A 23,636-nucleotide genomic window follows, 5' to 3' on the forward strand; every position below is an offset into this window, starting at 1 on the left:
TCGCTCCTTATGCAGTAAAAAGCCCCAAAGTAACTTGGGGCGTTGAGTTATTCAGCAAGCGTGTCGGTTGGCCAGTCTCGGATGTAGGCTTTAAGCATATTGTTTTCAAACTGCTGTGCCTCGACTAAGGCTTTGGCTAAGTCATAAAAAGAAATCACCCCTAGCAAAACAGGACCATCCATGACGGGGAGATAGCGAGCATGTTTGGCTAACATAAGGCGCTGGACCTCTTCAGCGCTGGTGTTTGGGGTGACGCTGATGGGGGCATCATCCATAATGCTGCGGATGGTGAACTCATGGCCGGCAACGCCTTGTTGATGTAGATGGCGAATAATTTCACGAAAGGTCAGCATGCCGACAAGCTCACCGTGCTCCATAATGACAAGAGAGCCGACGTCTTGGGCGCTCATGGTTTCAATAGCCTTAGTGAGTGGGGTGTCAGGCGTAGCGGTATAAAGAATATCCCCTTTTACACGTAAAATTTCACTGACTTTGAGCATAGTTAACTCCTTGGTGTTGTGTGGGCAACAGCATGTTTTTTTGTATTTGTTGACTCAATTGATGAAATAAGTCGGGTTGTTCAAATAACGTTGAAAGAGTGATTGACGGGTTAGCTAAGGTAGCGTCAATCAGCTTCACCATACATGTGGATGCAGGTGTATCGGCTTGATGACGATCAAGGAGAAAGGCATCCACTAAAGGCGCCAAGGGGGTGATGGCTGGATCACAGGCTAAAACCCATTTCTCATCTTCGTTTTCCATGGTGTTTACTACAAAGCCCATTTTTTTTAGGGATTTTAGCAAAGAGGATAGACTTGCTGGGTCACGCTTTAAGTAGTTGCTGATCTCATCGACATTCATGCCGTTAGGCAAAGGCGTGCGCTGTTGCCAAAGCAGCTGCAAAAGAGAAAGCGCATTGACAAAGCTTGCACCAGCATGTTTTGTGCTTACCCAGTTTCGTCGGCGTAAGTTTGGCATAATGGCAACGAGGCTAGCCCCAAGTAGGACCACCATCCACGATAAGTACATCCACATTAAAAAAATAGGTAATGTAGCAAAAGCACCATAAATCAAAGTATACGTGGGAAATTGAGTTAAATAAAAGGCAAAACCTTGTTTTAGTACTTCTAGTGCAAAGGTGGTGGCGATACCACCGATGATAGCGTCACGCCACAGGACTTTACGGTTAGGCACATACACAAAAAGCGCACTAAAGGCGAGTGCAGTTAAGGCAAGAGGAATAGCGGAGAGGGCAAATGAGGCCAACACAGATAAATTGCCAATATAACCAAGGGACTCTCTAGCCAAAACGGTACTTGCCCAGATGCTTGCTCCGGCCACAATAGGCCCTAAGGAAATGATTGCCCAATACACAAGAATCCGTTGCGCCAAAGGGCGTTGTTCAGAAACGAGCCAGATCGCATTGAAGGTTTCATCAATGGTCGATATCAGCATAATGGATGTGACAATTAAAAATAAACTCCCGACTGCGGTTAAACTGGACGCTTTGGCCGCAAATTGATTCAGGTAGTCCATGACATTTTCTGATACGGCCTCGGGCATCAGGTTCGAAGTTAAAAAACCTTGTAATGCTTCGCGAAAATCATCAAACAAAGGAAAAGCCGTAAATAGCGCCAAAATAACGGCCAGTAACGGCACGATAGCTAAAATCGTGGTAAAGGTAAGGCTGGATGCTACCTGAGTAAGATTACGTTGCAGTAAGCGCTTTAAAATAAAAGCAGCACTGTCTTTAGCATTGTCCCACCACGATGTTTGTGTTGGTGCTGTGGTATCGACGCGGGGCGCTGGTGTAGGCATATGTCTAAACTCCAGACAAAAATGGATGCGATTAAACCGTTAAGTTAAATCATCATAACAATATGAAACCTCAATTAAACCCTATTTTGTATCGAGTTGCTGCCGTTGCTCTCGTTGGCTTAATCATTCTTTGCCTTGTTTGGGAGCTTTTTGTGGCGCCAGTGCGCCCGGGTGGATCTTACTTAGTATTAAAAGTGATTCCTTTATTGTTTCCTTTGCGTGGGGTGTTAAAAGGAAATATTTACACCTTGCAGTGGTCCTCTATGCTGGTGTTGCTTTATTTTATGGAGGGAGTGACGCGAGTATGGTCGGATCCAAACCCTATGTCTGTCATGATGGCAGGCATAGAAATTATTTTGTCTTTTATCTTTTACCTTTGTGCGTTGTTTTATTTATGGCCTGCAAAAAAAGCGGCAAAACAGCGTAAAAAAGTCACTCATCAACGGGATGCATAATGGGATTATTTGACGGACTGCGAACGCAGAACCATTTTGCGAGCTTAGGCTCTGCTTTTTATACACGGTTAGCGCCGCAAGGGCTAACAAACCCAACGTTACTGCATGTGAACCCAGCGGTTGCTAAAAAGCTAGGCTTGCAGGCGACGCAGATCCAGTCGGAGTCATTTTTACGCATTATGTCAGGCAATGAGCCATTGCCTGGCGGGGATACCTTAGCGGCGGTCTACAGTGGCCACCAGTTTGGACATTGGGCGGGGCAGTTAGGTGATGGGCGCGCGCATTTGTTGGGGGCGATTCAAACCGAGCACGAGGTGTTAGAACTACAGCTAAAAGGCTCTGGATTAACCCCTTATTCTCGGATGGGTGATGGGCGTGCGGTATTGCGCTCTTCATTGCGGGAATATTTAGCTAGCCATGCTATGCAGAATTTAGGGATACCCACCACAGAAGCATTGGCGATTGTCATGTCAGAGGATCCGGTATACAGGGAAACTAAGGAGACCGCGACCATTGTGTGTAGAGTGGCCCCCAGCTTTGTTCGTTTTGGTTCTTTTGAGCATTGGTTTAATCACCCTAAGCAGCTACGTCAATTATTGCATTATGTAGTGGATTATTTTTATCCTGAGTGCGGTACGCCGGGCTTGACGCCAGATGCAGAGTTGGCTTTGGCTCTATTACGTGAAATTGTACGGCGTAGCGCACAAATGGTTGCGCATTGGCAAACGGTGGGGTTTTGTCATGGGGTTATGAATACGGACAATATGTCGGTATTAGGGTTGACCATGGATTATGGGCCTTATGCTTTTATGGATGCCTTTGCCATTGACTATATTTGCAATACAACTGATAGCGGTGGGCGTTATGCTTGGTATAAACAACCCAGCATTGTGCATTGGAATTTAGCACGCTTAGCAAGCTGCTTTTTGGATTTGTGTACAGAGTCTCAATTGCAAGAAGTACTGGGGCACTTTGAAAGCGATTATGTGGCGCAGTATACGCATAATATGCAGCAAAAGTTGGGGTGGGATCAGTGGCAAGCGCAGGATCATCATTTAACCAATGATTGGTGGCAGTTGTTACACGACCATCAGGCTGATTTTAGTTTAAGTTTTAGGGCATTAAGCTTGGTTTTTGAACAGCCCGACTCATGGTTGGCTTTATTTGGACACAGCGAAGCCGCGCAACAGTGGTTAGCGCGTTATCAGCAACGCTCAGCGCTTAATCAGCACAGCCCGCAGCAGCGCCAAGAACAAATGGATCAGCACAACCCATTATATGTATTGCGTAATCATTTGGCACAGCAGGTGATTCAAGCGGTGCAACAAGGGGATATTGAGCCCCTAGCGCGTTTGTTTTTTGTATTAGAAAATCCTTATGATTGGCATGAAGGCTACGATGATTTGGCATTGCCGCCCACTCCGGATCAAAGCGTGCCCGCGCTAAGCTGCTCTTCATAGTGTGAGATTGGCATTATTTGGTTATGATTAGCAGCAATCATAAAACCTTTATTTGGGATAAAACGTTGTTATGGCAGCCAATACTTTAGGTAAATTATTCCGTGTTACTAACTATGGTGAATCACACGGACCAGCCATTGGTGCTGTGATTGATGGTTGTCCACCAGGATTGGCGCTTAGCGAAGCCGATATTCAGGTGGAGCTAGATCGTCGTCGTCCGGGTACATCGCGTCATGTCACCCAGCGCCAAGAGCCAGATCAAGTGGAAATTCTGTCAGGTGTGTATCAGGGTAAAACTACAGGAACGCCTATTAGCCTATTGATTCGTAATACCGATGCTCGCAGTAAGGATTATGGCAATATCGTGGATACGTTTAGGCCAGGGCATGCAGATTATGCATATTGGCGCAAATATGGTATCCGTGATCCACGAGGGGGTGGGCGATCCTCAGCGCGCTTAACGGCGCCAACAGTGGCTGCCGGTGCGATTGCTAAAAAATGGTTAGCGGAAAAATATGGGGTAAAAATTCGTGGGTATATGAGCCAGCTTGGCCCGATTGTGATTCCCTTTCAATCGTGGGAGCACGTTTCTAACAATCCCTTTTATGCTCCGAATGCGGATGTGGTACCTGAACTCGAAGCCTATATGGATGCTTTGCGCAAAGAGGGCGACTCGATTGGAGCACGGATCGAGGTGGTGGCCGAGAACGTTCCCGCTGGTTTGGGCGAACCTATTTATGCACGTATGGATGCCGAGATTGCCTATGCGATGATGGGGCTTAATGCGGTCAAGGGGGTGGAAATCGGTGCGGGGTTTGAGTCGGTTTCGCAGCGAGGCTCTGAACATGGTGATGCGATTACACCAACCGGCTTTGAATCGAATCATGCTGGGGGGATTTTGGGCGGCATCACCACTGGTCAACATATCGAAGTGTCTTTAGCCATTAAACCGACTTCCAGTATTCGCATCAAGCGCCCCTCCATTAATACAGAGGGCGAGCCGGTCGAGGTGCAGACCCTAGGACGTCATGACCCGTGCGTAGGGATTCGTGCAACTCCCATTGCAGAAAGTTTATTAGCGATTGTGATTATGGATCAGTTGCTGCGCCAGCGTGCACAGTGTGCCGATCATTGGTTAAGACCAGGAGAAAACTAATGCGAACCTTACTTAAAAAAGCAAAATGGATGGTAGCGCTAGGCACAACCAGCTTATTGGTCGCCTGCACGGCGATGGATACAACAAGCTCTGGCATGGTGGGTATTGAGCGTAAGCAGTATATGTCGAGCCTAGTCTCGGAAGCTGATCTGAATCAAACCGCCGCGCAGCAATATAACCAAATGATCAGCCAAGCACGAGCGCAATCAGCTCTTGATGTGAACCAGGCACAAACCCAGCGAGTACGTACCATTGCTCAGCGTTTAATCCAACAGGTGGGGGTGTTTAGACCCGATGCACAACAATGGAACTGGGAAATCCATGTGATTAATAGCGACGAAGTAAATGCGTGGTGTATGCCTGGTGGGAAGATGGCGGTTTATTCTGGCTTGATCAACAAAACCAAAGCCACCGATGATGAGCTGGCTGCGGTAATTGGACATGAAATGGCCCATGCCTTGCGTGAGCATGCTCGTGAGCAGATGTCTCAGCAAATGGCAACCAATATTGGGCTGTCCGTATTATCGGCGGTGACCGGAAGTTCGCTGGTAGGAGACCTAGGCAGCACATTAACGGATGTAATGTTTAATTTACCCAACAGTCGCACTCATGAAACCGAGGCTGATCGTTTAGGGGTGGAGCTGGCAGCTCGTGCCGGTTATGACCCTAGAGCTGCGGTAACACTATGGCAAAAAATGCAAGCCCTAAGCGGTAATGGTACGCCCGAGTTTTTGTCTACCCACCCATCACCGGCATCGCGGATTAATGATTTACAGGTAGCTGCTGAGCGCGTTATGCCGATTTACCAGCAGAATAAACGTTAAGTCCACTTAGCGACTCATACAAAAAAGCTGTGTTATTTAGACACAGCTTTTTTTATCCTATTATTTTTTATACTAGGATATGTATTGGTCTTGTACCGGTGTAAAACCTTGGCATAATAAAATCATCTTGAAAACTTTTTATGGGCGAGACTCAGATGGCAAAAACCTTATACGACAAGTTATTTGATTCGCATGTGGTGCATCGCGAAGACGATGGAACCTGTTTGCTTTATATTGATCGTCAGCTTTTACACGAAGTGACGAGTCCACAGGCATTCGAGGGTCTGGAGCTTGCTGGGCGCAAGCCATGGCGTATTAGCGCTAACTTGGCCGTGGCAGATCATAACGTGCCTACTACATCCCGTGCCGAGGGTATCGAAGATCCAATTTCTAAATTGCAAGTAGATACTTTGGTGAAAAATTGCGAAAAACATGGCATTACTCTGTTCGATATGAACGATCGCCGTCAAGGGATTGTGCATATTATTGGACCAGAGCAGGGCGCCACCTTGCCTGGCATGACAGTGGTTTGTGGGGACTCCCATACCAGCACGCACGGAGCAGTGGGGGCCTTGGCCTTTGGTATAGGGACCTCTGAGGTCGAGCATGTTTTAGCTACCCAAACCCTATACATGAAAAAAAGCAAAAGCATGCTGATTAAGGTAAATGGTAAGCTGCCTTTTGGGTGTACGGCCAAAGACTTGATTTTGTATGTTATTGGACAGATTGGTACAGCTGGCGGCACGGGGTATGCGATTGAGTTTGCAGGCTCAGCCATTAGTGATTTAAGTATGGAAGGACGCATGACGGTCTGTAATATGGCGATCGAGGCCGGCGCGCGTTCTGGTTTGGTTGCTGTGGATCAAAAAACCATCGATTATTTCCGTGGCCGTCCTTATGCGCCAACAGGGGTGTTGTGGGATCAGGCCGTGCAGTATTGGCAAACGTTGCACTCTGACGAGGGAGCGCAGTTCGATAAAGTCATTGAGCTGAATGCCGCCGACATTGCACCGCAGGTCACATGGGGTACATCCCCTGAAATGGTGATTGATATCACTCAAGCGGTACCAGACCCAGATAAAGAAAAAGATAGCGTAAAACGGGATGGCATGATTCGCGCCTTAGAGTACATGGGCTTGAATCCCATGCAGCCTATTACGGATGTTCGCATTGATAAAGTCTTTATCGGCTCCTGTACGAATGCGCGCATCGAGGACTTGCGTGATGCCGCAAAGGTGGCTCGGGGGCGTAAAGTGGCTTCGAATGTTAAGCAAGCCATGATTGTGCCGGGCTCTGGCTTAGTTAAATTACAAGCAGAACAAGAGGGCTTAGATAAAATCTTTATTGAGGCCGGTTTTGAGTGGCGAGAGCCGGGTTGCTCGATGTGTTTAGCTATGAATGCAGACCGTCTTGAGCCTGGTGAGCGCTGTGCGGCTACATCTAATCGTAACTTTGAAGGGCGTCAAGGGATGGGCGGGCGTACCCACTTAGTCAGCCCAGCCATGGCCGCGGCAGCAGCGATCGCGGGTCATTTTGTGGATGTTCGTAACTACAACTAATTCAAGGAACCAAAATGCAAGCATTTACTACCCATAAAGGACTGGTGGCTCCCTTAGATCGCGAAAACGTCGATACGGATTTAATTATTCCTAAGCAGTTTTTAAAATCCATTAAGCGTACAGGCTTTGGGCCAAACTTATTTGATGAGCTCCGCTATTTGGATCATGGCGAACCCGGGATGGACAATGATAAACGTCCTAAAAACCCAGATTTTGTGTTAAATCAAGACCGCTATCAGGGTGCGTCAATATTATTAGCACGTAAAAACTTTGGTTGTGGATCCAGTCGAGAACATGCGCCTTGGGCGTTGTTGCAATATGGTTTTCGTGCCATTATTGCCCCCTCTTTTGCGGATATTTTCTTTAACAATAGCTTTAAAAACGGCTTGTTGCCTATCGTGCTCTCCGAGTCACAGGTAGCCCGTCTTTTTGACGAGGTAAAAGCGTTCCCTGGCTATGAGCTAACGGTGGATTTAGCGCGTCAGGTTGTAGTAACCCCCGCTGGCGAGGAGCTGTCTTTTGCTATTGATGCCTCACGTAAAAACTCATTATTAAACGGTTTAGACGAAATTGGTCAGACTCTACAAAAAGCCGATTTGATTAAACAGTTTGAAGCCGAGCGGCTAGCACGTCACCCATGGTTAGTGGCGGATGCTTTAGCGTAAATGTTGCTTAGATAGATAAAAGGATTTTTCATGACACAAATTGCAGTATTAGCTGGAGACGGCATTGGGCAGGAAATCACGACTCAAGCCGCTCGTGTGCTTCAGGCTGTTGCTCCTGATTTAACATTGGTCGAAGCTCCAGTAGGTGGGGCAGCATATGATCTTCACGGTCATCCTTTACCCCAAGAGACTTTAGACCTCGCACAGCAGTCCGCCGCTATTTTATTTGGTGCCGTAGGGGATTGGAAGTACGATAATTTGCCTCGCGAGTTACGCCCAGAACAAGCGATTTTAGGTTTACGCAAAGCCATGGGCTTGTTTGCTAACTTCCGCCCAGCTATTTTATATCCTCAGCTTGCCCAAGCGTCTAGTCTAAAACCTGAAATTGTTTCTGGCTTGGATATTTTAATTATTCGCGAATTAACTGGGGATATTTATTTTGGTCAGCCACGTGGGGTACGTGTAGTCGAAGAGGGGCCTTTTGCAGGGGATAAGCAGGGCTTTGATACGATGCTTTATGCGGAAACAGAAATTCGTCGTATTGCAAAAGTGGCGTTTGAAGCGGCGCAAAAGCGTAATAAAAAACTATGCAGCGTAGATAAAGCCAACGTACTAGAAACCTCACAGTTGTGGCGTGACATCATGATAGAGGTCGCAAAGGACTATCCTGATGTAGAATTAAGCCATATGTATGTAGATAATGCCGCTATGCAGCTGGTACGCGCGCCTAAAGCGTTTGATGTGATTGTGACAGGAAATATCTTTGGTGATATTTTGTCTGACGAGGCAGCGATGTTGACAGGCTCGATTGGTATGCTTCCTTCGGCCTCGCTCAATGCTTCAAATCAGGGGCTTTACGAGCCAAGTCATGGTTCAGCTCCAGATATTGCAGGGCAAAATAAAGCTAATCCTTTGGCAACCATCCTATCGGCAGCGATGCTATTGCGCTACTCTTTAGGACGTGAGGCCCAAGCGTTGCAAGTAGAGCAGGCTGTCGCTACGGTCCTTGAACAAGGCTTACGTACCGCTGATATTTATAGCGAGGGCACGCAGTTGGTCGGCACCTCAGAAATGGGTGATGCTGTTCTTAACGCACTTGGTTAAAACGCCATTTTTATTTATTTAGGTGATTTTTCATGAAAAAAGCAGTAGGTTTAGTCGGTTGGCGCGGTATGGTGGGCTCTGTGCTCATGCAGCGTATGCGCGATGAAAACGATTTTGCTCTTTTTGAGCCCGTTTTCTTTTCAACAAGTAACGCAGGCGGTGCCGCTCCCAGCTGGGCTGATGGCGCGGGTCCTCTACAGGATGCCTACGATATTGATGCCTTGAAAAAATTACCGATTATTCTTACTGCTCAGGGCGGGGATTACACGTCGGCGGTTTACACAAAACTACGTGATGCAGGCTGGGATGGCCTATGGATTGATGCGGCGAGTACATTACGCATGGATGATGACTCTATCATTGTGTTGGATCCAATTAACCGCGATGTAATCGATCAAGGCTTAAAAAACGGTATTAAACAGTTTATTGGTGGGAACTGTACCGTTAGCTGTATGTTGATGGGGTTAGGGGGGCTCTTTAAAAACAACCTCGTAGAGTGGATGACCTCCATGACTTATCAAGCGGCCTCCGGTGGTGGGGCACAACATATGCGCGAGCTTTTGACACAGTTTGGCGAGATCAATGCCGCAGTAAAACCATTATTGGATGACCCCGCTAGTGCTATTTTAGAAATAGATCGTCAGGTATTGGCCAAACAAAAAGCGGATGACTTGGATCATCAGCACTTTGGTGTACCGCTTGGTGGAAACCTTATCCCCTGGATTGATTCTGACTTAGGCAATGGTATGTCACGCGAAGAGTGGAAAGGTGGGGTGGAAACCAATAAGGTTCTTGGTCATACTGCAGAAAACTATGTTCCCATCGATGGTTTATGTGTACGTATTGGGGCGATGCGCTCACATAGTCAAGCCTTAACCATTAAGCTACGCCAAGACCTACCCCTGGATGAGATCAATGATATTATTGCTCAGGGTTCGCAATGGGCTAAAGTCATACCTAACGAGCGTGAGCGTACCATGCATGAGCTAACGCCTGTAGCGGTGACAGGTACCTTGGATATCCCTGTGGGTCGTATGCGTAAGTTGGCTATGGGTGGTGACTACCTCAGCGCCTTTACCGTAGGTGATCAGTTATTGTGGGGGGCCGCCGAGCCACTACGTCGTATGTTACGTATTGCTCTAGGGGAACTCTAAATCATGCGCAGACACTGTCGCCGTGGAACGGCGCTATTTTTGCTCAGTGCTGGTGCAGCGGCAGTGTTCACTACACTGAGCGTTCAGGCGGCTGTGTTGGGGCATAGTCGGGTTACTTCTTTACCCGACCAGCCCTTACGCATTGTGGTTCAGCTCAAAGACTTAAGTACAGCAGAACTACAACGTGTTTCGGTACAGATAGCCCCGCTTTCGGCTTGGCAAGAGGCTGGGCTAACGCCACCGGTGGCCTTGGATTCGCTCAGTGCGCATTTAATTCCTGCTGTGCAGCCGAATGCTATGCAGATTGTGCTGCAGTCTCCACATGCTGTCGCTCAACCGGTGCTAGATGTACTGATAGATGTGAAAACGCCGGTTTCTACGCAGCGCCATCAAGTCAGTGTTTTAGCCAGTCAGGCGCCTACGCCGATGACGGTAGCGGTGGCGACTCCGGTTAGCCCAACGGTATCGGCGACCGAGCCTCGAGCTGCTACGGCCATCTCTGCACCCTCAACGCTAACGGTGCGCCAAGGGCAAACGCTTTATCGTATTGCACGCCAATGGCGACAAGAGGGGTATAGCGATCAGCAAATGATGGCTGCTCTTGTTCAGGCGAATCCGGATGCTTTTAGTCACGGCAATATGAATTTATTGCGTGCAGGGGCTCGCTTACAAAAACCTGATGCGGCCACTTTAGCTGCCATGACTCCAGAACAAGCGAAGCAGTTATATCAACGTCATTTACAGTGGTTTGATGAATATCGCCAGCGATTAGCTACGGGACAAAGCCTTGTGCCGATGCCCGAGACAGAAACAACCAGTACAAAAACATCAGTAGCGTTGGATATAGCAACTGATCGCCTTCAGTTAAGTCGAGCCGATGATGATTCGATGCAGGCAGACCAAGCAGCGGCTGTGGCGCAAGAAATCACGCATACGGCGCAACGCTTGGCACAGTTGGAAAGCACCTCAGCCGAGCGCGCTGATACTGTCAAAGAGAGCAATGGATCCCCCAAGGATGCAAGCCCCTCTTTAGACTCGTCTGCTATACAATCATCAGAATCAAAAAATACGACGTTAGCCCCGGCTGTGGATGCCTTGGAACCCACGGCAGCAGTTGCGTCTCCATTGGCAGCATCCAGTCGTGGTGCGAGTGCAGATACGGATCCTGCTTCTAGCACTGAAGCGGTCGCTTCCCGTTCTTGGTTTGGCTGGTGGGCAGGCTTTTTGGTTTTAGCAGTGATCCTTGTAGCATGGGTATTGCGACGTAATCCGGTATCACCGGACGAGGTTGAGCTGAGGGAAATAAAAGAGTGAAACAACGCATCGCTTTAGGTTTGTGCTATGACGGCACAAACTGGCAGGGCTGGCAAACTCAGCCTTCAGGGCGCACGATTCAAGATCAATTGGAAAAAGCGCTGGCCCAGTTTTTGGCCGAACCGGTACAAACGCTTTGTGCAGGGCGCACAGATGCAGGGGTGCACGCGCTTAATCAAGTAGTGCATTTGGATACCGGCGCACAACGGTCGGCTGAATCTTGGATTCGTGGCTTAAACACCTTATTGCCATCGAGCATTTCAGTACAATGGGCACAGCCGGTTGACACCTCATTTCATGCCCGGTTTTCGGCGCAGCGACGACGATATATTTATTTATTGCGCAACGCTCGGGTACGCTCTCCATTGTTGCAAGGTAAAGTAGGCTGGGTTTTCCAGCCTTTATCTTTGGATGCGATGCGTAAAGCCGCTGCATTATTATTAGGAGAGCATGACTTTAGTGCTTTTCGAGCAGCAGAGTGTCAGGCAGCGAGTCCAGTGCGCGAGCTAACCCAATTAACCATTCATCAAGATCACGAATTATTTGTGTTTGAGTTCGAGGCTAATGCGTTTTTGCATCATATGATTCGTAATTTGATGGGGGCATTAGTGTATGTGGGGATGGGGCGTCAAGCACCAGAGTGGGTCACCGAATTATTGCAACACAAAGATCGTCGCCTAGCAGCACCGACTTTTGCTGCTGATGGGTTGTATTTAACAGGGGTGGATTATCCTGCCGAGTATGGTTTGCCCACCACGAGCAGTATGCAGCTATGCCAACGTTTTTTAGGGATTCAGTGGGGTAAATCATAACTGTGGTTTTCCCTAGCCTTTTGGATTTTTTCTTAGTTGTGGTTCGGCGATCGTATAAAATTGTGGGGTTCACTTTTTGCAATTTTATGCACCCGCTTTTTGTAGTATGAAATTATGTCATTTTTACTTAAATTCTCATCGCTTATAGACCGTTTAAATCAAACGGTAGGGCGGGCTGTGGCATGGCTAACACTGCTTGTTGTGGTCGTTAGTGCAACCAATGCTATTATCCGCAAAATTTTTAGTGTTAGCTCGAATGCTTGGCTAGAGTTACAGTGGTATTTATTTGGTGCCATTTTCTTATTGGCGGCGGGATATACGTTTTTGCGTAATGAACACGTGCGCGTAGATGTGGTGGCGCAGCGCTTTACACGTAAAACGCAAATTTATATCGAAATCATCGGTGTGGTTTTCTTTTTACTGCCGGCGTGCCTTTTGGTTTTTTGGTTATCAATTCCTTATTTTTATAAATCGTATGTGCTCTTAGAGCAGTCTTCGAATACCGGTGGGCTGATTCGTTGGCCGGTTAAATTACTGATACCTGTTGGTTTTGGCTTATTGATTTTATCAGGGGTGTCGCATTTGATTAAATGCATAGGGTTTTTACAAGGGCGTTGTCCGGATCCATTAGCACAAGCGGAAGCCATGCAAAAAGCCGAGGTGAATGCGGCGGATGTCATTCGTCAGCATGCAGAGGAAAAACTCGAGCAGCAGCGTCAACACATTGAAAAAGGTGCCGTATGATGGAGTTTATTATTGCTAACTTGGCACCCATAATGTTCATTAACCTCATCGCTTTTTTGCTTTTGGGGTTTCCGGTTGCATTTACTTTGGCAGCGACAGGGATTCTTTATGGTTTGGTTGCGATTGAGTTCAATTTGATGCAACCGGCCTTGTTTCAGGCATTACCGCAGCGTATTTTTGGCATTATTTCAAACGACACCTTGCTAGCGGTTCCTTTTTTCACCTTGATGGGTTTGGTTTTAGAGCGATCAGGTATGGCCGAAGACCTGCTTGATACCATTGGGCAGCTGTTTGGGCCAGTACGCGGCGGGTTAGCAATAGCCGTTGTTTTTGTGGGGGCCATGCTTGCTGCAACGACAGGGGTGATTTCGGCGTCGGTCATTTCGATGGGGTTAATTTCGCTACCGATTATGCTGCGTTATGGCTATGACCGTCGCTTAGCGACGGGGGTCATCGCGGCGTCAGGAACCTTATCGCAGATCATTCCCCCTTCTATTGTCTTAATTATTTTAGCGGATCAGCTTGGGCGTTCGATTGGTGATATGTACCGGGGTGCAATGCTGCCTGGTTTGTTGCTGACGCTAACTTATATTTTATATATCGTGGTGTTGGCAATTCTTCGACCCAAGAGCGCGCCGGCTTTGCCGCCCGAAGCACGTATTTATGTAGAGCCTGACGGCAGTCGTGGCTTGCGTTCGTTATTCGTGTTAACGGTTATTGCTGCTGTCGTATCCTTTTTTGGTACCGAGTACTACTTTGCCACCCATGAAAATGCACCCATTGATGAGCTGGTGGTCATTGCGTTGCTGATTTGGGGCATGGTCGCTTTATTGATTGCTTTAGTCAATAAAACCTTTAAGCTCGGTTTGCTTTCGCAGATTGCTGAGCGCGTCACCTTTGTGATGATTCCGCCTTTGTTTTTAATTTTCCTTGTGTTGGGCACAATTTTTATTGGCGTGGCTACGCCCACAGAGGGGGGAGCGATGGGGGCGGTCGGGGCGATCATCATGGCTGTATCCAGAGGGCGTTTATCCTTTAAGTTATTAGCCCAAGCCATGGGAACCACCACGCGCTTATCATGTTTTGTGGTGTTCATTCTTGTGGGCTCCACCATATTTAGCTTAAGCTTCCGTGGTATTAATGGCGACTTATGGGTAGAGAGTTTACTTATAGACTTGCCAGGTGGAGAAATGGGCTTTTTGATTGCTGTGAGCCTATTAACCTTTTTCTTGGCTTTCTTCTTGGATTTTTTCGAGCTGGCCTTTATTATTGTGCCGTTACTGGGCCCAGTCGCGGATAAAATGGGCATTGACTTGATATGGTTTGGGGTATTGCTAGCGGTCAATATGCAGACCTCCTTTATGCATCCACCCTTTGGCTTTGCCTTATTTTTCCTACGTTCCGTAGCCCCTCGTGAGGACTATGTAGATAGTATTACGGGTAAAACGGTACGCCGTGTTACTACGGGTGATATTTACTGGGGGTCCGTGCCTTTTATTATGATTCAAATCTTGATGGTGGTCGCGGTATTAGCCTTCCCAGGTTTAGTTACGCATTACAAAGCCGGTGAAATCCAAATCGACCCGTCGGAGATCCAGTTTGGTATAGAAAGCTCCTACGGTGATGACGATTACGGCTATGGTGCTAACCCCTTTCAGTAAATAAGTGGTAATAGTTATGATCAACAGGCTGGGTATCCAGCCTGTTTTGTTGTTGAGGAAAAAATGCGTACTCGAGTCAAAATGTGTGGTTTTACACGTATAGAGGATATTGATGCAGCGGTGCAGGCCGGTGCAGATGCCCTGGGCTTTGTTTTTTACCCTAAAAGTCAGCGTTATCTGCGCCCAGAGCAAGCCCGACTTTTAGCGCAACATGTTCCCGCTTTTGTGCAAACCGTGGCCTTATTTGTTAATCCTACGCCCGCTTTTGTACAAACGGTTATACAGCAAATGCAGCCAGATTTGTTGCAGTTTCATGGCGAGGAATCCGTAGCGTTTTGTGAGTCATTTGCTTATCCATATATTCGGGCTTTTCGGGTGGGGGCTCCTGATTTAGATACGCCTACAAAAATTGTACAACATTGTCGTCGCTATGCTTCGGCTAAAGGGTGGTTGTTCGATAGTTATACATCGGCATATGGCGGGAGCGGTGTGCGCTTTGATGATGACTTATTAGAGGCCTTGCATGCCCAGCACCGTCCTCAGGACCCGCCGTTAATTTTGGCAGGGGGGATTCGCCATCATAATGTATTGGCACAAATACAGCGTCATCACCCTTTTGCGGTAGATGTAAGTAGTGCGATTGAAGATGCCCCAGGTATAAAAAATGCAGAAAAAATACAGCAGTTTATGCGAATAATGAACCAATCGCCATTCCAGCAGTCTGATGAGTAAGATCGACTTTTAGGACAGACGTATGCAGGTTATCACCTTGGGCCCACTTTCCATGAATGCGAGCTTGCTGTTTGCGTTGCTGGCTTTGATGTTGATGTTTTTTGTGGCTGGCTACCTAGGGAAAAAACAACAACAAAACATAGAATCAACGCTGTGGTGGATTACTTTAGGGGCGGTACTCGTTGGGCGTTTGAGTTTTGTTGCACGGTTCTGGACGGATTATCGTGGGGACTGGGTGGCAATCATTAACTTGCGTGATGGGGGATTTATGTGGCAGGCCGCCTTGGTTTTTGCGGTCGTGCTGATGATGGCGTTGGTATGGCGGCGTCCACCATTACGTCATGGAGTGTTCTGTAGTGTTGGTGCGGCGGCGGTTACGTTTGGACTGCTGTGGGGTGGTTTTAGCTTATGGGCGCCTTCACCCGCGCAACAGATGCCTAAAATTCAATTGGTAGACTTAGAAAATAAAGCTGTGTCTTTGGTCGAGTACGAAGGAAAACCAGTGGTACTGAACTTATGGGCAAGCTGGTGTCCACCATGTCGACGTGAAATGCCGGTTTTAGAGGCGGCGCAACAATCCCATCCGGACTTACATTTTGTTTTTGCTAACCAGGCGGAAACCGCACAGATTGTGCAACAGTATCTAGATACAGAGTCGCTAAAATTAGAAAACGTATTACTTGATAAAAATACGCAGCTCGCTGAGCTAATTCAAAGTCGTGGGCTGCCGACGACACTTTTTATTGATGCACAGGGCCGCATACAAAGTTATCGTATGGGCGAGCTTTCTCAGGCAACGCTTAACGCTTACCTATCTACACTTAAATAGCGTCTATTTGTGCAAAACAGTCTTTATTTTGTTTTAATTTGTTACGGATTTGTCTTTTTATAACTTTTTGGGGTGGTAAAGTCATAACAGATTGTTAGAATAAAAAACCTTATTCATCAATAGGTTTAGGTTATGAATGAAAAGACCTCAACAAGCACAATAAGCAAGCCGGTTTTTTTCAGCTCGGCCGGTATTTTGCTTTTGCTGGCTTTTGTGGTGACCGTATTCCACGAAGGCTCACTCAAAGTATTTGATCAAGTGCAGAGCTGGATTGTAAATGATGTCGGCTGGTTTTATATTTTGGTGGTGGCAGTAATTTTACTGCTCACCGTTTTTTGTATGTTCAGCCGTTTTGGCGATATTAAGCTCGGGCCAGATCACAGTACCCCAGACTACAACACCATTACTTGGTTTTCCATGCTGTTTTCGGCAGGGATGGGTATCGGCTTGATGTTCTTTGGTGTGGCCGAGCCGTTAATGCATACTCTGGCACCACCAGTGGGCGAACCTAATACCCCTGAAGCTGCTCGTGAAGCCATTCGTATTACGTTCTTCCATTGGGGATTCCATGCCTGGGCGATTTATGGAATAGTAGCTTTAGCCTTAGCATTTTTTGCTTATCGCTATCGACTGCCCTTGACCTTGCGCTCTGCCTTGTATCCTTTGATCGGTGAGCGTATCCACGGCCCGATTGGGAATGCGGTGGATATTTTTGCGGTCGTCAGTACGGTACTTGGGGTGGCGACTTCTCTAGGGTTTGGAGTGCTGCAGATCAACAGTGGTTTGAACCATTTGTTTGATATTCCCGTTAACTCTACCGTACAGGTTTTATTGATTATTGGCGCTACATTATTAGCCTCTTTGTCGGTGTCGTTAGGGCTGGATAAAGGAGTGCGCCGTCTATCTGAACTCAATATTATTTTGGCAGTGGCATTACTGCTATTTGTATTGATTTTGGGGCCGACCGTCTTTTTGATTAAGGCTTATGTAGAAAATACGGGGGGCTATTTATCTGAAATTGTAGGCAAAACTTTTAATTTATATGCTTACGAGAAAACGGATTGGCTTGGTGGTTGGACTTTGCTGTACTGGGGCTGGTGGCTATCTTGGTCGCCTTTTGTGGGCATGTTTATTGCGCGTGTTTCCCGTGGTCGTACCATCCGTGAGTTTATTGCTGGTGTGATTTTATTACCCACCGCTTTTACGTTCCTTTGGATGACCGTATTCGGGGACAGTGCTATTGACTTGGTGATGAACCAAGGCGTGCAGGCAATTGCTGATGCAACTTTAAAAGATAGCTCCTTAGCACTGTATGTGTTTTTAGAGAATTTCCCTTTCTCTTCCTTCTTGAGTCTGGTTGCTGTGGTCATGGTGCTGGTGTTCTTTGTCACCTCGGCTGACTCAGGAGCTTTAGTGGTCGACATGTTAGCCTCGGGTGGCAATGCCGAAACACCCGTATGGCAACGGTTATTTTGGGCCTTAGCAATGGGGGGGATGGCGATAGCTTTACTCTTAGCTGATGGTCTTCAAGCATTGAGTACCGCTACACTGGCTTCTGCTTTGCCTTTTGCTTGCGTATTGCTTGTGGTGATGTGGGGGTTAGTCAAAGCGTTGCGTGAGGATGTGACCAAGCGTGATACGCACACACAGTTACACTTGGCCCCACGCCATGGTGGGCCTACTACGTTAGATTGGCAACGTCGTTTACGTAATTTAACCACTTATCCACGTCGTCGTCATATTCAGCGCTTTATGGAAGAGGTGGTGACGCCAGCACTAGAAGAGGTAGCTGCGGCGCTAACCAAGCAGGGGGCCAATACTACGGTAGAGCAAACCCCAAAACAGGTGGCGTTGCATGTGGAGCACGATAGCGAGTTAGACTTTGTGTATAAAGTGCGCCCAGAAGCTTATCCTTTGCCTGCTTTTGTGGAAAATGACGAGGAGGAAGACGATGATAATAACTCGGAACGTAAGTATTTCCGTGCCGAAGTGCATTTACGTGAGGGCGGTCAGAATTACGACGTGATGGGCTGGAGTCGAGCCGAAGTGATTGATGATATTTTAGATCAATACGAACGTCACTTACATTATCTACATCTGATTCGTTAATCGATATAGCTAATGCAAAAGCCACTTGGGCGTAATCCCGAGTGGCTTTTTTTCTGTGGCTTATACGTGTTCAGAGTCGGCGGAGCTTTGCTTTGCATATTGGCTAGCAAGCATCGAGCAAGCCATGAGTTGTATTTGATGAAAAATCATGATTGGCAATAGCACAGGGCCAAGCATAGCGCTACTAAATAATACCTGGGCCATGGGTACCCCGGTTGCTAAGCTCTTTTTAGAGGCGCAAAAAACAATGGTAATTTCGTCTTCACGATTAAACCCAAAGCGACGTGCTAGGAAAGTGGTTAACCATAATACAAAAACCAAAAGCACCATGCATACGATAAATAAGGCGGCTAATGCGGGTAGGGGAACAGTTTGCCATAAGCCGCTAACCACAGAGGCACTAAAAGCAGTATAAACCACGAGCAAAATGGAACTTTGATCGACGTTTTTGAGCCAGCGAGCGTTTTTGACCATGAAGTGGGCAGTCAAAGGGCGTGATAAATGTCCTACTAAAAAGGGTAGGAGTAACTGTAAACTAATATCGATAATGGCTTTACCCATACCGGTTGTGCCAGCATTAGTATCAAGCATTAGGTTCAGGACCACGGGGGTCGCTACAATACCAATTAGACTAGAAGCCGAGGCACTACACACCGCAGCAGGAATATTGCCTTTAGCGATAGAGGTAAACGCAATAGCTGATTGTACGGTGCCAGGTAGAGCGCATAAATACAAGACACCTATGGTTAAAGGCACCCCTAATAAAGGCGTTAGAATGGGTTTGCTTAGCCAACCAATGATAGGAAAGGCAATAAAGGTAAAGCTAAATACTAATAGGTGTAAGCGCCAGTGCATCATGCCAGCAATAATGGCTTCGCGTGAGAGCTTGGCACCATGCATAAAAAATAATAAAGCAATAGCAAACCGAGTGAGCCACTCGAAGAATATGGCAGCATCCCCTTTGGCTGGCAAGAGCGTAGCTGTAATCACTACGGTAATGAGAATAAGTGTGAAATTATCAAAAATTAGACGTAATCGAGCAAGCATACGTTATCAACCTATGAACTTAGCGTTTTAATAAGAAACCAGCCAAGGTAAAAGCACAAAAAAGATCCTAATAAATGTAGTAATAGGTGTAAAAACAAATAGAAAAAATATTGTTGTTGGAGCAAAGTAAAGCCTTCGGCAGTAAAGGTGGAAAAGGTAGTAAGCCCACCTAAAAAACCGGTAGCTAAAAAAAGCTGCCAATAAGCGTTTAGGGAGAAAGCAAATTGAACCGCACCAAAAAGTAGCCCCATAAAAAAAGCACCAAGCCAGTTGGCGCCGAGAGTGCCAAGAGCGATAAAGGGGAACAGTTGGTTCAAAGATACGCCAATAAGCCAACGTGTGACTGCACCTAAGCCTCCGCCTAGGCCTACGATGAGCGTCTGTTTAAGTAGCAAAATGTCTCCTTAGGACGACAATGTTTTATCTTATAGAGAGAGTCTACATGATTAATGATGAGTTAATGAATACCATAGGGCAAGCTCGCCGTATTTTAATCTTCAGTGGCGCCGGTATGTCAGCAGAAAGTGGGGTACCGACCTTTAGGGATGAGCTAACAGGATTATGGGAGCAATATGACCCAATGGATTTGGCGACCCCAGAAGCATTTGAGAGAGACCCTGCTTTGGTTTGGGGGTGGTATATGTGGCGCCGACAACAAGTGGCAGCGGTTGAGCCAAATGCGGGTCATCGTGCGATTGCGGCATGGCAACGTATTTATCCACTGCGTATCGTGACACAAAATGTGGATGATTTACATGAGCGAGCTGGAAGCTATGGGGTGGTGCATGTGCATGGGGAGCTGTTTGCATCACATTGTTATCGTTGCCGAGCCCCCCATAAGCCTACAGCGCTCGAAGAGACCTCAGAGCAGATCGGTCAGCCAATTGATCCGCCCCATTGCAAGTTATGTGGTGGCTTGGTGCGACCTAGCGTAGTATGGTTTGGCGAGGCCCTAGATGAGGCCAGTTTACGCGCTGCCATTTATGAGGCTGAAAACTCCGATTTAGTGCTTGCGATTGGCACATCAGGGTTAGTGCAGCCAGCAGCGCTTGTTCCTCAATGGGCAAAAGATCAAGGGGCACAGGTGATTCAGATTAATCCGAACCCTACAGCATTAGATGAGCTCTGTGACATTAATATTCGGTCGACGGCGGCTCATGTTCTACCACAAATAGTAGAAAAACTCGGTATACATAACTAAAGATCACAGGATGATGGATTCTATTTTAGATACAGAGCAAATGTATGCGGCTGATAGGGCGGCGATAGCGCGGGGGATCAGTGCCTATAGCTTAATAGATCGAGCTGGGGTAGCGGCGGCAGAGCAAATCCATGTTCGTTGGCCAACAGGAAAAATCTTGGTTTTGTGTGGGCCGGGTAATAATGGGGGCGATGGGTATCGCCTCGCCTCGCAGTTACATTGCTGGGGGCGTGCAGTACGCGTGATGGAGTATGCGCCGCAGCGAGCGCGTTCTGCTGAAGCGCAGGCTCATCGAGAGCAGTGTCTAGTCGCGCTCGAGCCTTTAGATGAGACGGCTTTTGAGGCAGCGGATATTGTGGTGGATGCGCTACTTGGTATGGGGTTGCAGCGCCCACTGTCTGCTGCGCTTCAGACAGTATTACAGAGCTTGCAGGCCAGCTCCGCCTCTATTTGTGCGATCGATGTACCCACTGGTATTGATGGTAATGGCCGGTGTTGGGCAGAGGCCCCATTACAAGCAGCGTTAACAATTACATTTTTTAGAAAAAAATTAGCGCATGTGCTTGCTCCTAGTCGATTTTTGTGTGGTGAGATTAAGGTCGTGGATATTGGCTTATGCGAAGAGGATGTGACACCTCCCTCGTACCTATATGAAAACCAACCGGCGTTGTGGCAGTCAGCGATCCCGTGGCCACAACCTTTGCAGCATAAGTATCAGCGCGGTGCAGCTTTGGTGTATGGGGGCAGTGAAATGACGGGGGCAGCGCGTTTGAGTGCTTTAGCGTGTGCGCGGGCAGGTGCAGGAGCCACGACAATTGCTTGCGCGTCAGATGTATGGGCTATTTATGCACAAAGCATGCAATCGGTGATGGTAAAACGTTGGCACAGCCTAAGCCAAGCGGCGGCTCTGAGTCATAGCTCTACCTATCAAGCGGTACTGATAGGGCCCGGTTTGGCGCCAGAGCCCAGCACACAAGAGCTTGTTATGCGTAGTTTGTTGCAAACTCAGGTTTCAAGTTGGGTGGTGGACGCGGGAGCATTGACCGCTTTTGCTTCGCAGCCAGAATCTTTATTTGAGGGCATACATACTAGTGCAGCGCAAGTGATTCTGACCCCACATGAGGGGGAGTTCGCACGACTATTTCCCGATTTGGCTTTACATTCAAATCAGAAAAATAAAGTTGAACGGGCACGTCAGGCTGCCGCACGCAGCGGTGCGATCGTGCTTCTAAAAGGTAGTGACACTGTGGTTGCAAGCCCCGATGGACGGGCGGCGGTGCAAACGCAATCCTCACCGTATTTGGCATCAGCCGGTAGCGGTGATGTATTAGCTGGTATGATGACGGGCCTTTTAGCACAAGGGATGTCACCTTGGTTGGCGGCCAATATGGCGGTATGGATGCATAGTCAGGCTGGCTTGATCTTGGGGGCTGGTTTAATCGCAGAAGATCTCGTGCAGTCTATTCCGACAATTTGGCAGCAAATAGGGCGTATGAATTAACCCATGAATGTAGATGTGAGAGAAAAATTTAGTCAAAGTGATGAGCAGACCATGCAATTAGCGCTACAATTGGCGCAGCGAGCGTGGCAGGCAGGGGAAGTACCGGTAGGGGCGGTCTTGGTCGATGCCCAAGGTGAAATCATTGGGCAGGGCTACAATCAGGTTATTACGCAAGCTGATCCGACTTGGCATGCCGAAATTGAGGCACTGCGCCAAGCCGCGCAACAACAGCAAAATTACCGCTTACCGGGTGCGCAGCTTTTTGTGACCCTAGAGCCGTGCATGATGTGTTTAGGTGCGTTGCTGCATGCACGCGTTGCGCGGATTGTGTATGCCACAGCCGATCCTAAAACCGGTGTGTGTGGCAGCCAGCTTTGCTTGCATGAGCATACTGCTCTGAATCATCACACTCAGGTACAAGCTGGGCTTTATCAAGATCAAGCGGCGCAGTTATTGCGAGACTTTTTTAAAGAGCGCCGGCAGTTGGCTAAACAACGTAAACAGACTTTATGAAAACCGAATCAATCACGCAAAAGGGTGAGCAGGCTTCATGCCATGCCGCCACGCCCGAGGGCATTTATATTATTTCTTCTTCTAGTGCGGTAGAAGATGCCAGTCAATTACATTGGGCTCAGCAGCATTTACGCGCTTTAGGTTGGCAAGTGCAACTGGATGGGGATGCACTAGCCGTGCACCAGCGTTTTGCAGGCAGTGACGCTCAACGCTTAGCAGCCATAGAGCGGGCGTTAAACCAGCCTCATGATGTGGTGTTGTCGAGCCGAGGCGGCTATGGGCTAAGCCGGCTGTTACCCTTTATTGATTGGAAAGCCGTGGCGCAAAGCGGTAAGCGTTTTGTAGGGCATAGTGATTTTACGGCGTTTAATTTGGCTTTGTTAGCACAAACGGGGGCCATAAGCTACGCAGGGCCGTGCGCGGCTTTTGATTTTGGGGTGGAGCAGCCCGACGATCTAACATTGGATTTATTCCATGAGGCCATGACCAATCAGCTCGAGGTGCTGAGCTTTGAGGCAGAAGGCTCCGATGCCGTTGATACACGGGGTGTGCTTTGGGGGGGGAACCTCGCCATGCTTTGCTCTTTATTAGGAACGCCTTATTTCCCTCAGGTGCCCTATGGCATTTTGTTTTTAGAGGATGTGGGCGAGCATCCTTATCGTATTGAACGCTATTTAAATCAGCTCTGGCAGGCGGGGGTGCTGGCCCAGCAGCAAGCCATTATTTTGGGACAGTTCACAGGTTACCATTTGGCTGAGCATGACCGAGGCTACGATATGCAAGCCGTTATACAGTGGTTACGCCAAACGGTCAAAAAACCGGTGGTTTTAAATTTGCCATATGGGCATGTGCCTTTGAAAGCCACCTTACCCATCGGCAAAAAAATTGGTGTGGCTACCGAGGATGATATGGCGTATTTGCTGATCGAAGAACATCATCACGAATAAGCCCCTTTATTGATTATTTTTTAAGATATTT

General features: G+C 47.7%; 23 protein-coding genes. 19 read left to right on the top strand and 4 right to left on the bottom strand.

Annotated features, from left to right (window positions below):
• Nucleotides 1–47: 47 nt before the first annotated feature.
• Both ABD980_RS09460 and ABD980_RS09465 read right to left on the bottom strand, forming a co-directional pair.
• On the bottom strand, nt 48–500 hold the full coding sequence (locus ABD980_RS09460) for a CBS domain-containing protein (RefSeq protein ID WP_260648870.1): 453 nt from the start codon (nt 498–500) through the stop codon (nt 48–50).
• Entirely contained in the window at nt 484–1,818 is a 1,335-nt protein-coding gene (locus ABD980_RS09465) for a YihY family inner membrane protein (RefSeq protein ID WP_345371297.1), read from the bottom strand. Before ABD980_RS09465 ends, ABD980_RS09460 begins: the two co-directional genes overlap by 17 nt.
• A 62-nt stretch (nt 1,819–1,880) precedes the next feature.
• On the opposite strand from ABD980_RS09465, the gene ABD980_RS09470 reads away from it, so the two are divergent.
• The 15 genes from ABD980_RS09470 (at nt 1,881) to ABD980_RS09540 (ending at nt 18,396) form a co-directional block, all read left to right on the top strand.
• Complete coding sequence (locus ABD980_RS09470; protein WP_345371299.1) at nt 1,881–2,273, top strand: DUF2069 domain-containing protein; 393 nt, start codon at nt 1,881–1,883, stop codon at nt 2,271–2,273.
• A complete protein-coding gene (locus tag ABD980_RS09475; protein ID WP_345371301.1) occupies nt 2,273–3,733 on the top strand; it encodes a protein adenylyltransferase SelO in 1,461 nt (486 codons plus the stop codon). Before ABD980_RS09470 ends, ABD980_RS09475 begins: the two co-directional genes overlap by 1 nt.
• A 70-nt stretch (nt 3,734–3,803) precedes the next feature.
• Nucleotides 3,804–4,889, top strand: a complete 1,086-nt coding sequence (gene aroC, locus ABD980_RS09480) for a chorismate synthase (protein ID WP_345371303.1) — start codon at nt 3,804–3,806, stop codon at nt 4,887–4,889.
• Entirely contained in the window at nt 4,889–5,713 is an 825-nt protein-coding gene (locus ABD980_RS09485) for a M48 family metallopeptidase (protein ID WP_300647101.1), read from the top strand. Before aroC ends, ABD980_RS09485 begins: the two co-directional genes overlap by 1 nt.
• A gap of 155 nt (nt 5,714–5,868) precedes the next feature.
• On the top strand, nt 5,869–7,272 hold the full coding sequence (gene leuC / locus ABD980_RS09490) for a 3-isopropylmalate dehydratase large subunit (RefSeq protein ID WP_260648864.1): 1,404 nt from the start codon (nt 5,869–5,871) through the stop codon (nt 7,270–7,272).
• A 14-nt stretch (nt 7,273–7,286) separates the two neighbouring features.
• On the top strand, nt 7,287–7,937 hold the full coding sequence (gene leuD, locus ABD980_RS09495; RefSeq protein ID WP_260648863.1) for a 3-isopropylmalate dehydratase small subunit: 651 nt from the start codon (nt 7,287–7,289) through the stop codon (nt 7,935–7,937).
• 30 nt (nt 7,938–7,967) lie between these two features.
• A complete protein-coding gene (leuB, locus tag ABD980_RS09500; RefSeq protein ID WP_260648862.1) occupies nt 7,968–9,041 on the top strand; it encodes a 3-isopropylmalate dehydrogenase in 1,074 nt (357 codons plus the stop codon).
• Nucleotides 9,042–9,073: 32 nt separating this feature from the next.
• On the top strand, nt 9,074–10,195 hold the full coding sequence (gene asd, locus ABD980_RS09505) for an aspartate-semialdehyde dehydrogenase (RefSeq protein ID WP_345371307.1): 1,122 nt from the start codon (nt 9,074–9,076) through the stop codon (nt 10,193–10,195).
• 3 nt (nt 10,196–10,198) lie between these two features.
• Entirely contained in the window at nt 10,199–11,509 is a 1,311-nt protein-coding gene (locus tag ABD980_RS09510; protein ID WP_345371309.1) for a type IV pilus assembly protein FimV, read from the top strand.
• Nucleotides 11,506–12,321 carry a tRNA pseudouridine(38-40) synthase TruA gene (truA, locus tag ABD980_RS09515; protein WP_345371311.1) on the top strand — a complete coding sequence of 272 codons (816 nt, stop codon included), beginning with the start codon at nt 11,506–11,508 and terminating at the stop codon, nt 12,319–12,321. The genes ABD980_RS09510 and truA overlap by 4 nt, the downstream gene beginning before the upstream one ends.
• Before the next feature lie 114 nt (nt 12,322–12,435).
• Complete coding sequence (locus ABD980_RS09520) at nt 12,436–13,065, top strand: TRAP transporter small permease subunit (RefSeq protein ID WP_300647097.1); 630 nt, start codon at nt 12,436–12,438, stop codon at nt 13,063–13,065.
• A complete protein-coding gene (locus tag ABD980_RS09525; protein WP_300647109.1) occupies nt 13,065–14,726 on the top strand; it encodes a TRAP transporter large permease in 1,662 nt (553 codons plus the stop codon). Before ABD980_RS09520 ends, ABD980_RS09525 begins: the two co-directional genes overlap by 1 nt.
• 63 nt (nt 14,727–14,789) lie before the next feature.
• Complete coding sequence (locus ABD980_RS09530; RefSeq protein ID WP_345371313.1) at nt 14,790–15,458, top strand: phosphoribosylanthranilate isomerase; 669 nt, start codon at nt 14,790–14,792, stop codon at nt 15,456–15,458.
• Between the two features lie 22 nt (nt 15,459–15,480).
• Entirely contained in the window at nt 15,481–16,287 is an 807-nt protein-coding gene (locus ABD980_RS09535; RefSeq protein ID WP_345371315.1) for a prolipoprotein diacylglyceryl transferase family protein, read from the top strand.
• A 132-nt stretch (nt 16,288–16,419) separates the two neighbouring features.
• Nucleotides 16,420–18,396: a BCCT family transporter gene (locus tag ABD980_RS09540; protein ID WP_345371317.1), complete on the top strand. Its 1,977-nt coding sequence runs from the start codon at nt 16,420–16,422 to the stop codon at nt 18,394–18,396.
• Nucleotides 18,397–18,456: 60 nt separating this feature from the next.
• On the opposite strand, the gene ABD980_RS09545 is transcribed toward ABD980_RS09540, so the two are convergent.
• Nucleotides 18,457–19,443, bottom strand: coding sequence for a bile acid:sodium symporter family protein (locus tag ABD980_RS09545; RefSeq protein WP_300647092.1), 987 nt, complete (start codon nt 19,441–19,443; stop codon nt 18,457–18,459).
• Nucleotides 19,444–19,454: 11 nt separating this feature from the next.
• Nucleotides 19,455–19,838: a fluoride efflux transporter CrcB gene (gene crcB, locus ABD980_RS09550; RefSeq protein WP_345371320.1), complete on the bottom strand. Its 384-nt coding sequence runs from the start codon at nt 19,836–19,838 to the stop codon at nt 19,455–19,457.
• Between the two features lie 47 nt (nt 19,839–19,885).
• On the opposite strand from crcB, the gene ABD980_RS09555 reads away from it, so the two are divergent.
• Genes ABD980_RS09555 through ABD980_RS09570 form a run of 4 tightly spaced genes read left to right on the top strand, consistent with a single transcriptional unit; the run spans nt 19,886 to nt 23,605 of the window.
• Entirely contained in the window at nt 19,886–20,644 is a 759-nt protein-coding gene (locus tag ABD980_RS09555; RefSeq protein ID WP_345371322.1) for an SIR2 family NAD-dependent protein deacylase, read from the top strand.
• 10 nt (nt 20,645–20,654) lie between these two features.
• The gene (locus ABD980_RS09560; protein WP_345371324.1) at nt 20,655–22,145 is read left to right on the top strand and encodes an NAD(P)H-hydrate dehydratase; all 1,491 of its coding nucleotides are present in this window, start codon (nt 20,655–20,657) and stop codon (nt 22,143–22,145) included.
• A 3-nt stretch (nt 22,146–22,148) separates the two neighbouring features.
• The gene (gene tadA, locus ABD980_RS09565; RefSeq protein WP_260648849.1) at nt 22,149–22,658 is read left to right on the top strand and encodes a tRNA adenosine(34) deaminase TadA; all 510 of its coding nucleotides are present in this window, start codon (nt 22,149–22,151) and stop codon (nt 22,656–22,658) included.
• A complete protein-coding gene (locus ABD980_RS09570; RefSeq protein ID WP_345371326.1) occupies nt 22,655–23,605 on the top strand; it encodes an LD-carboxypeptidase in 951 nt (316 codons plus the stop codon). The genes tadA and ABD980_RS09570 overlap by 4 nt, the downstream gene beginning before the upstream one ends.
• Nucleotides 23,606–23,636 lie beyond the last annotated feature (31 nt).

This window comes from Paenalcaligenes hermetiae, assembly GCF_039543645.1.
In the GTDB taxonomy this organism is placed as follows: domain Bacteria; phylum Pseudomonadota; class Gammaproteobacteria; order Burkholderiales; family Burkholderiaceae_B; genus Paenalcaligenes; species Paenalcaligenes hermetiae.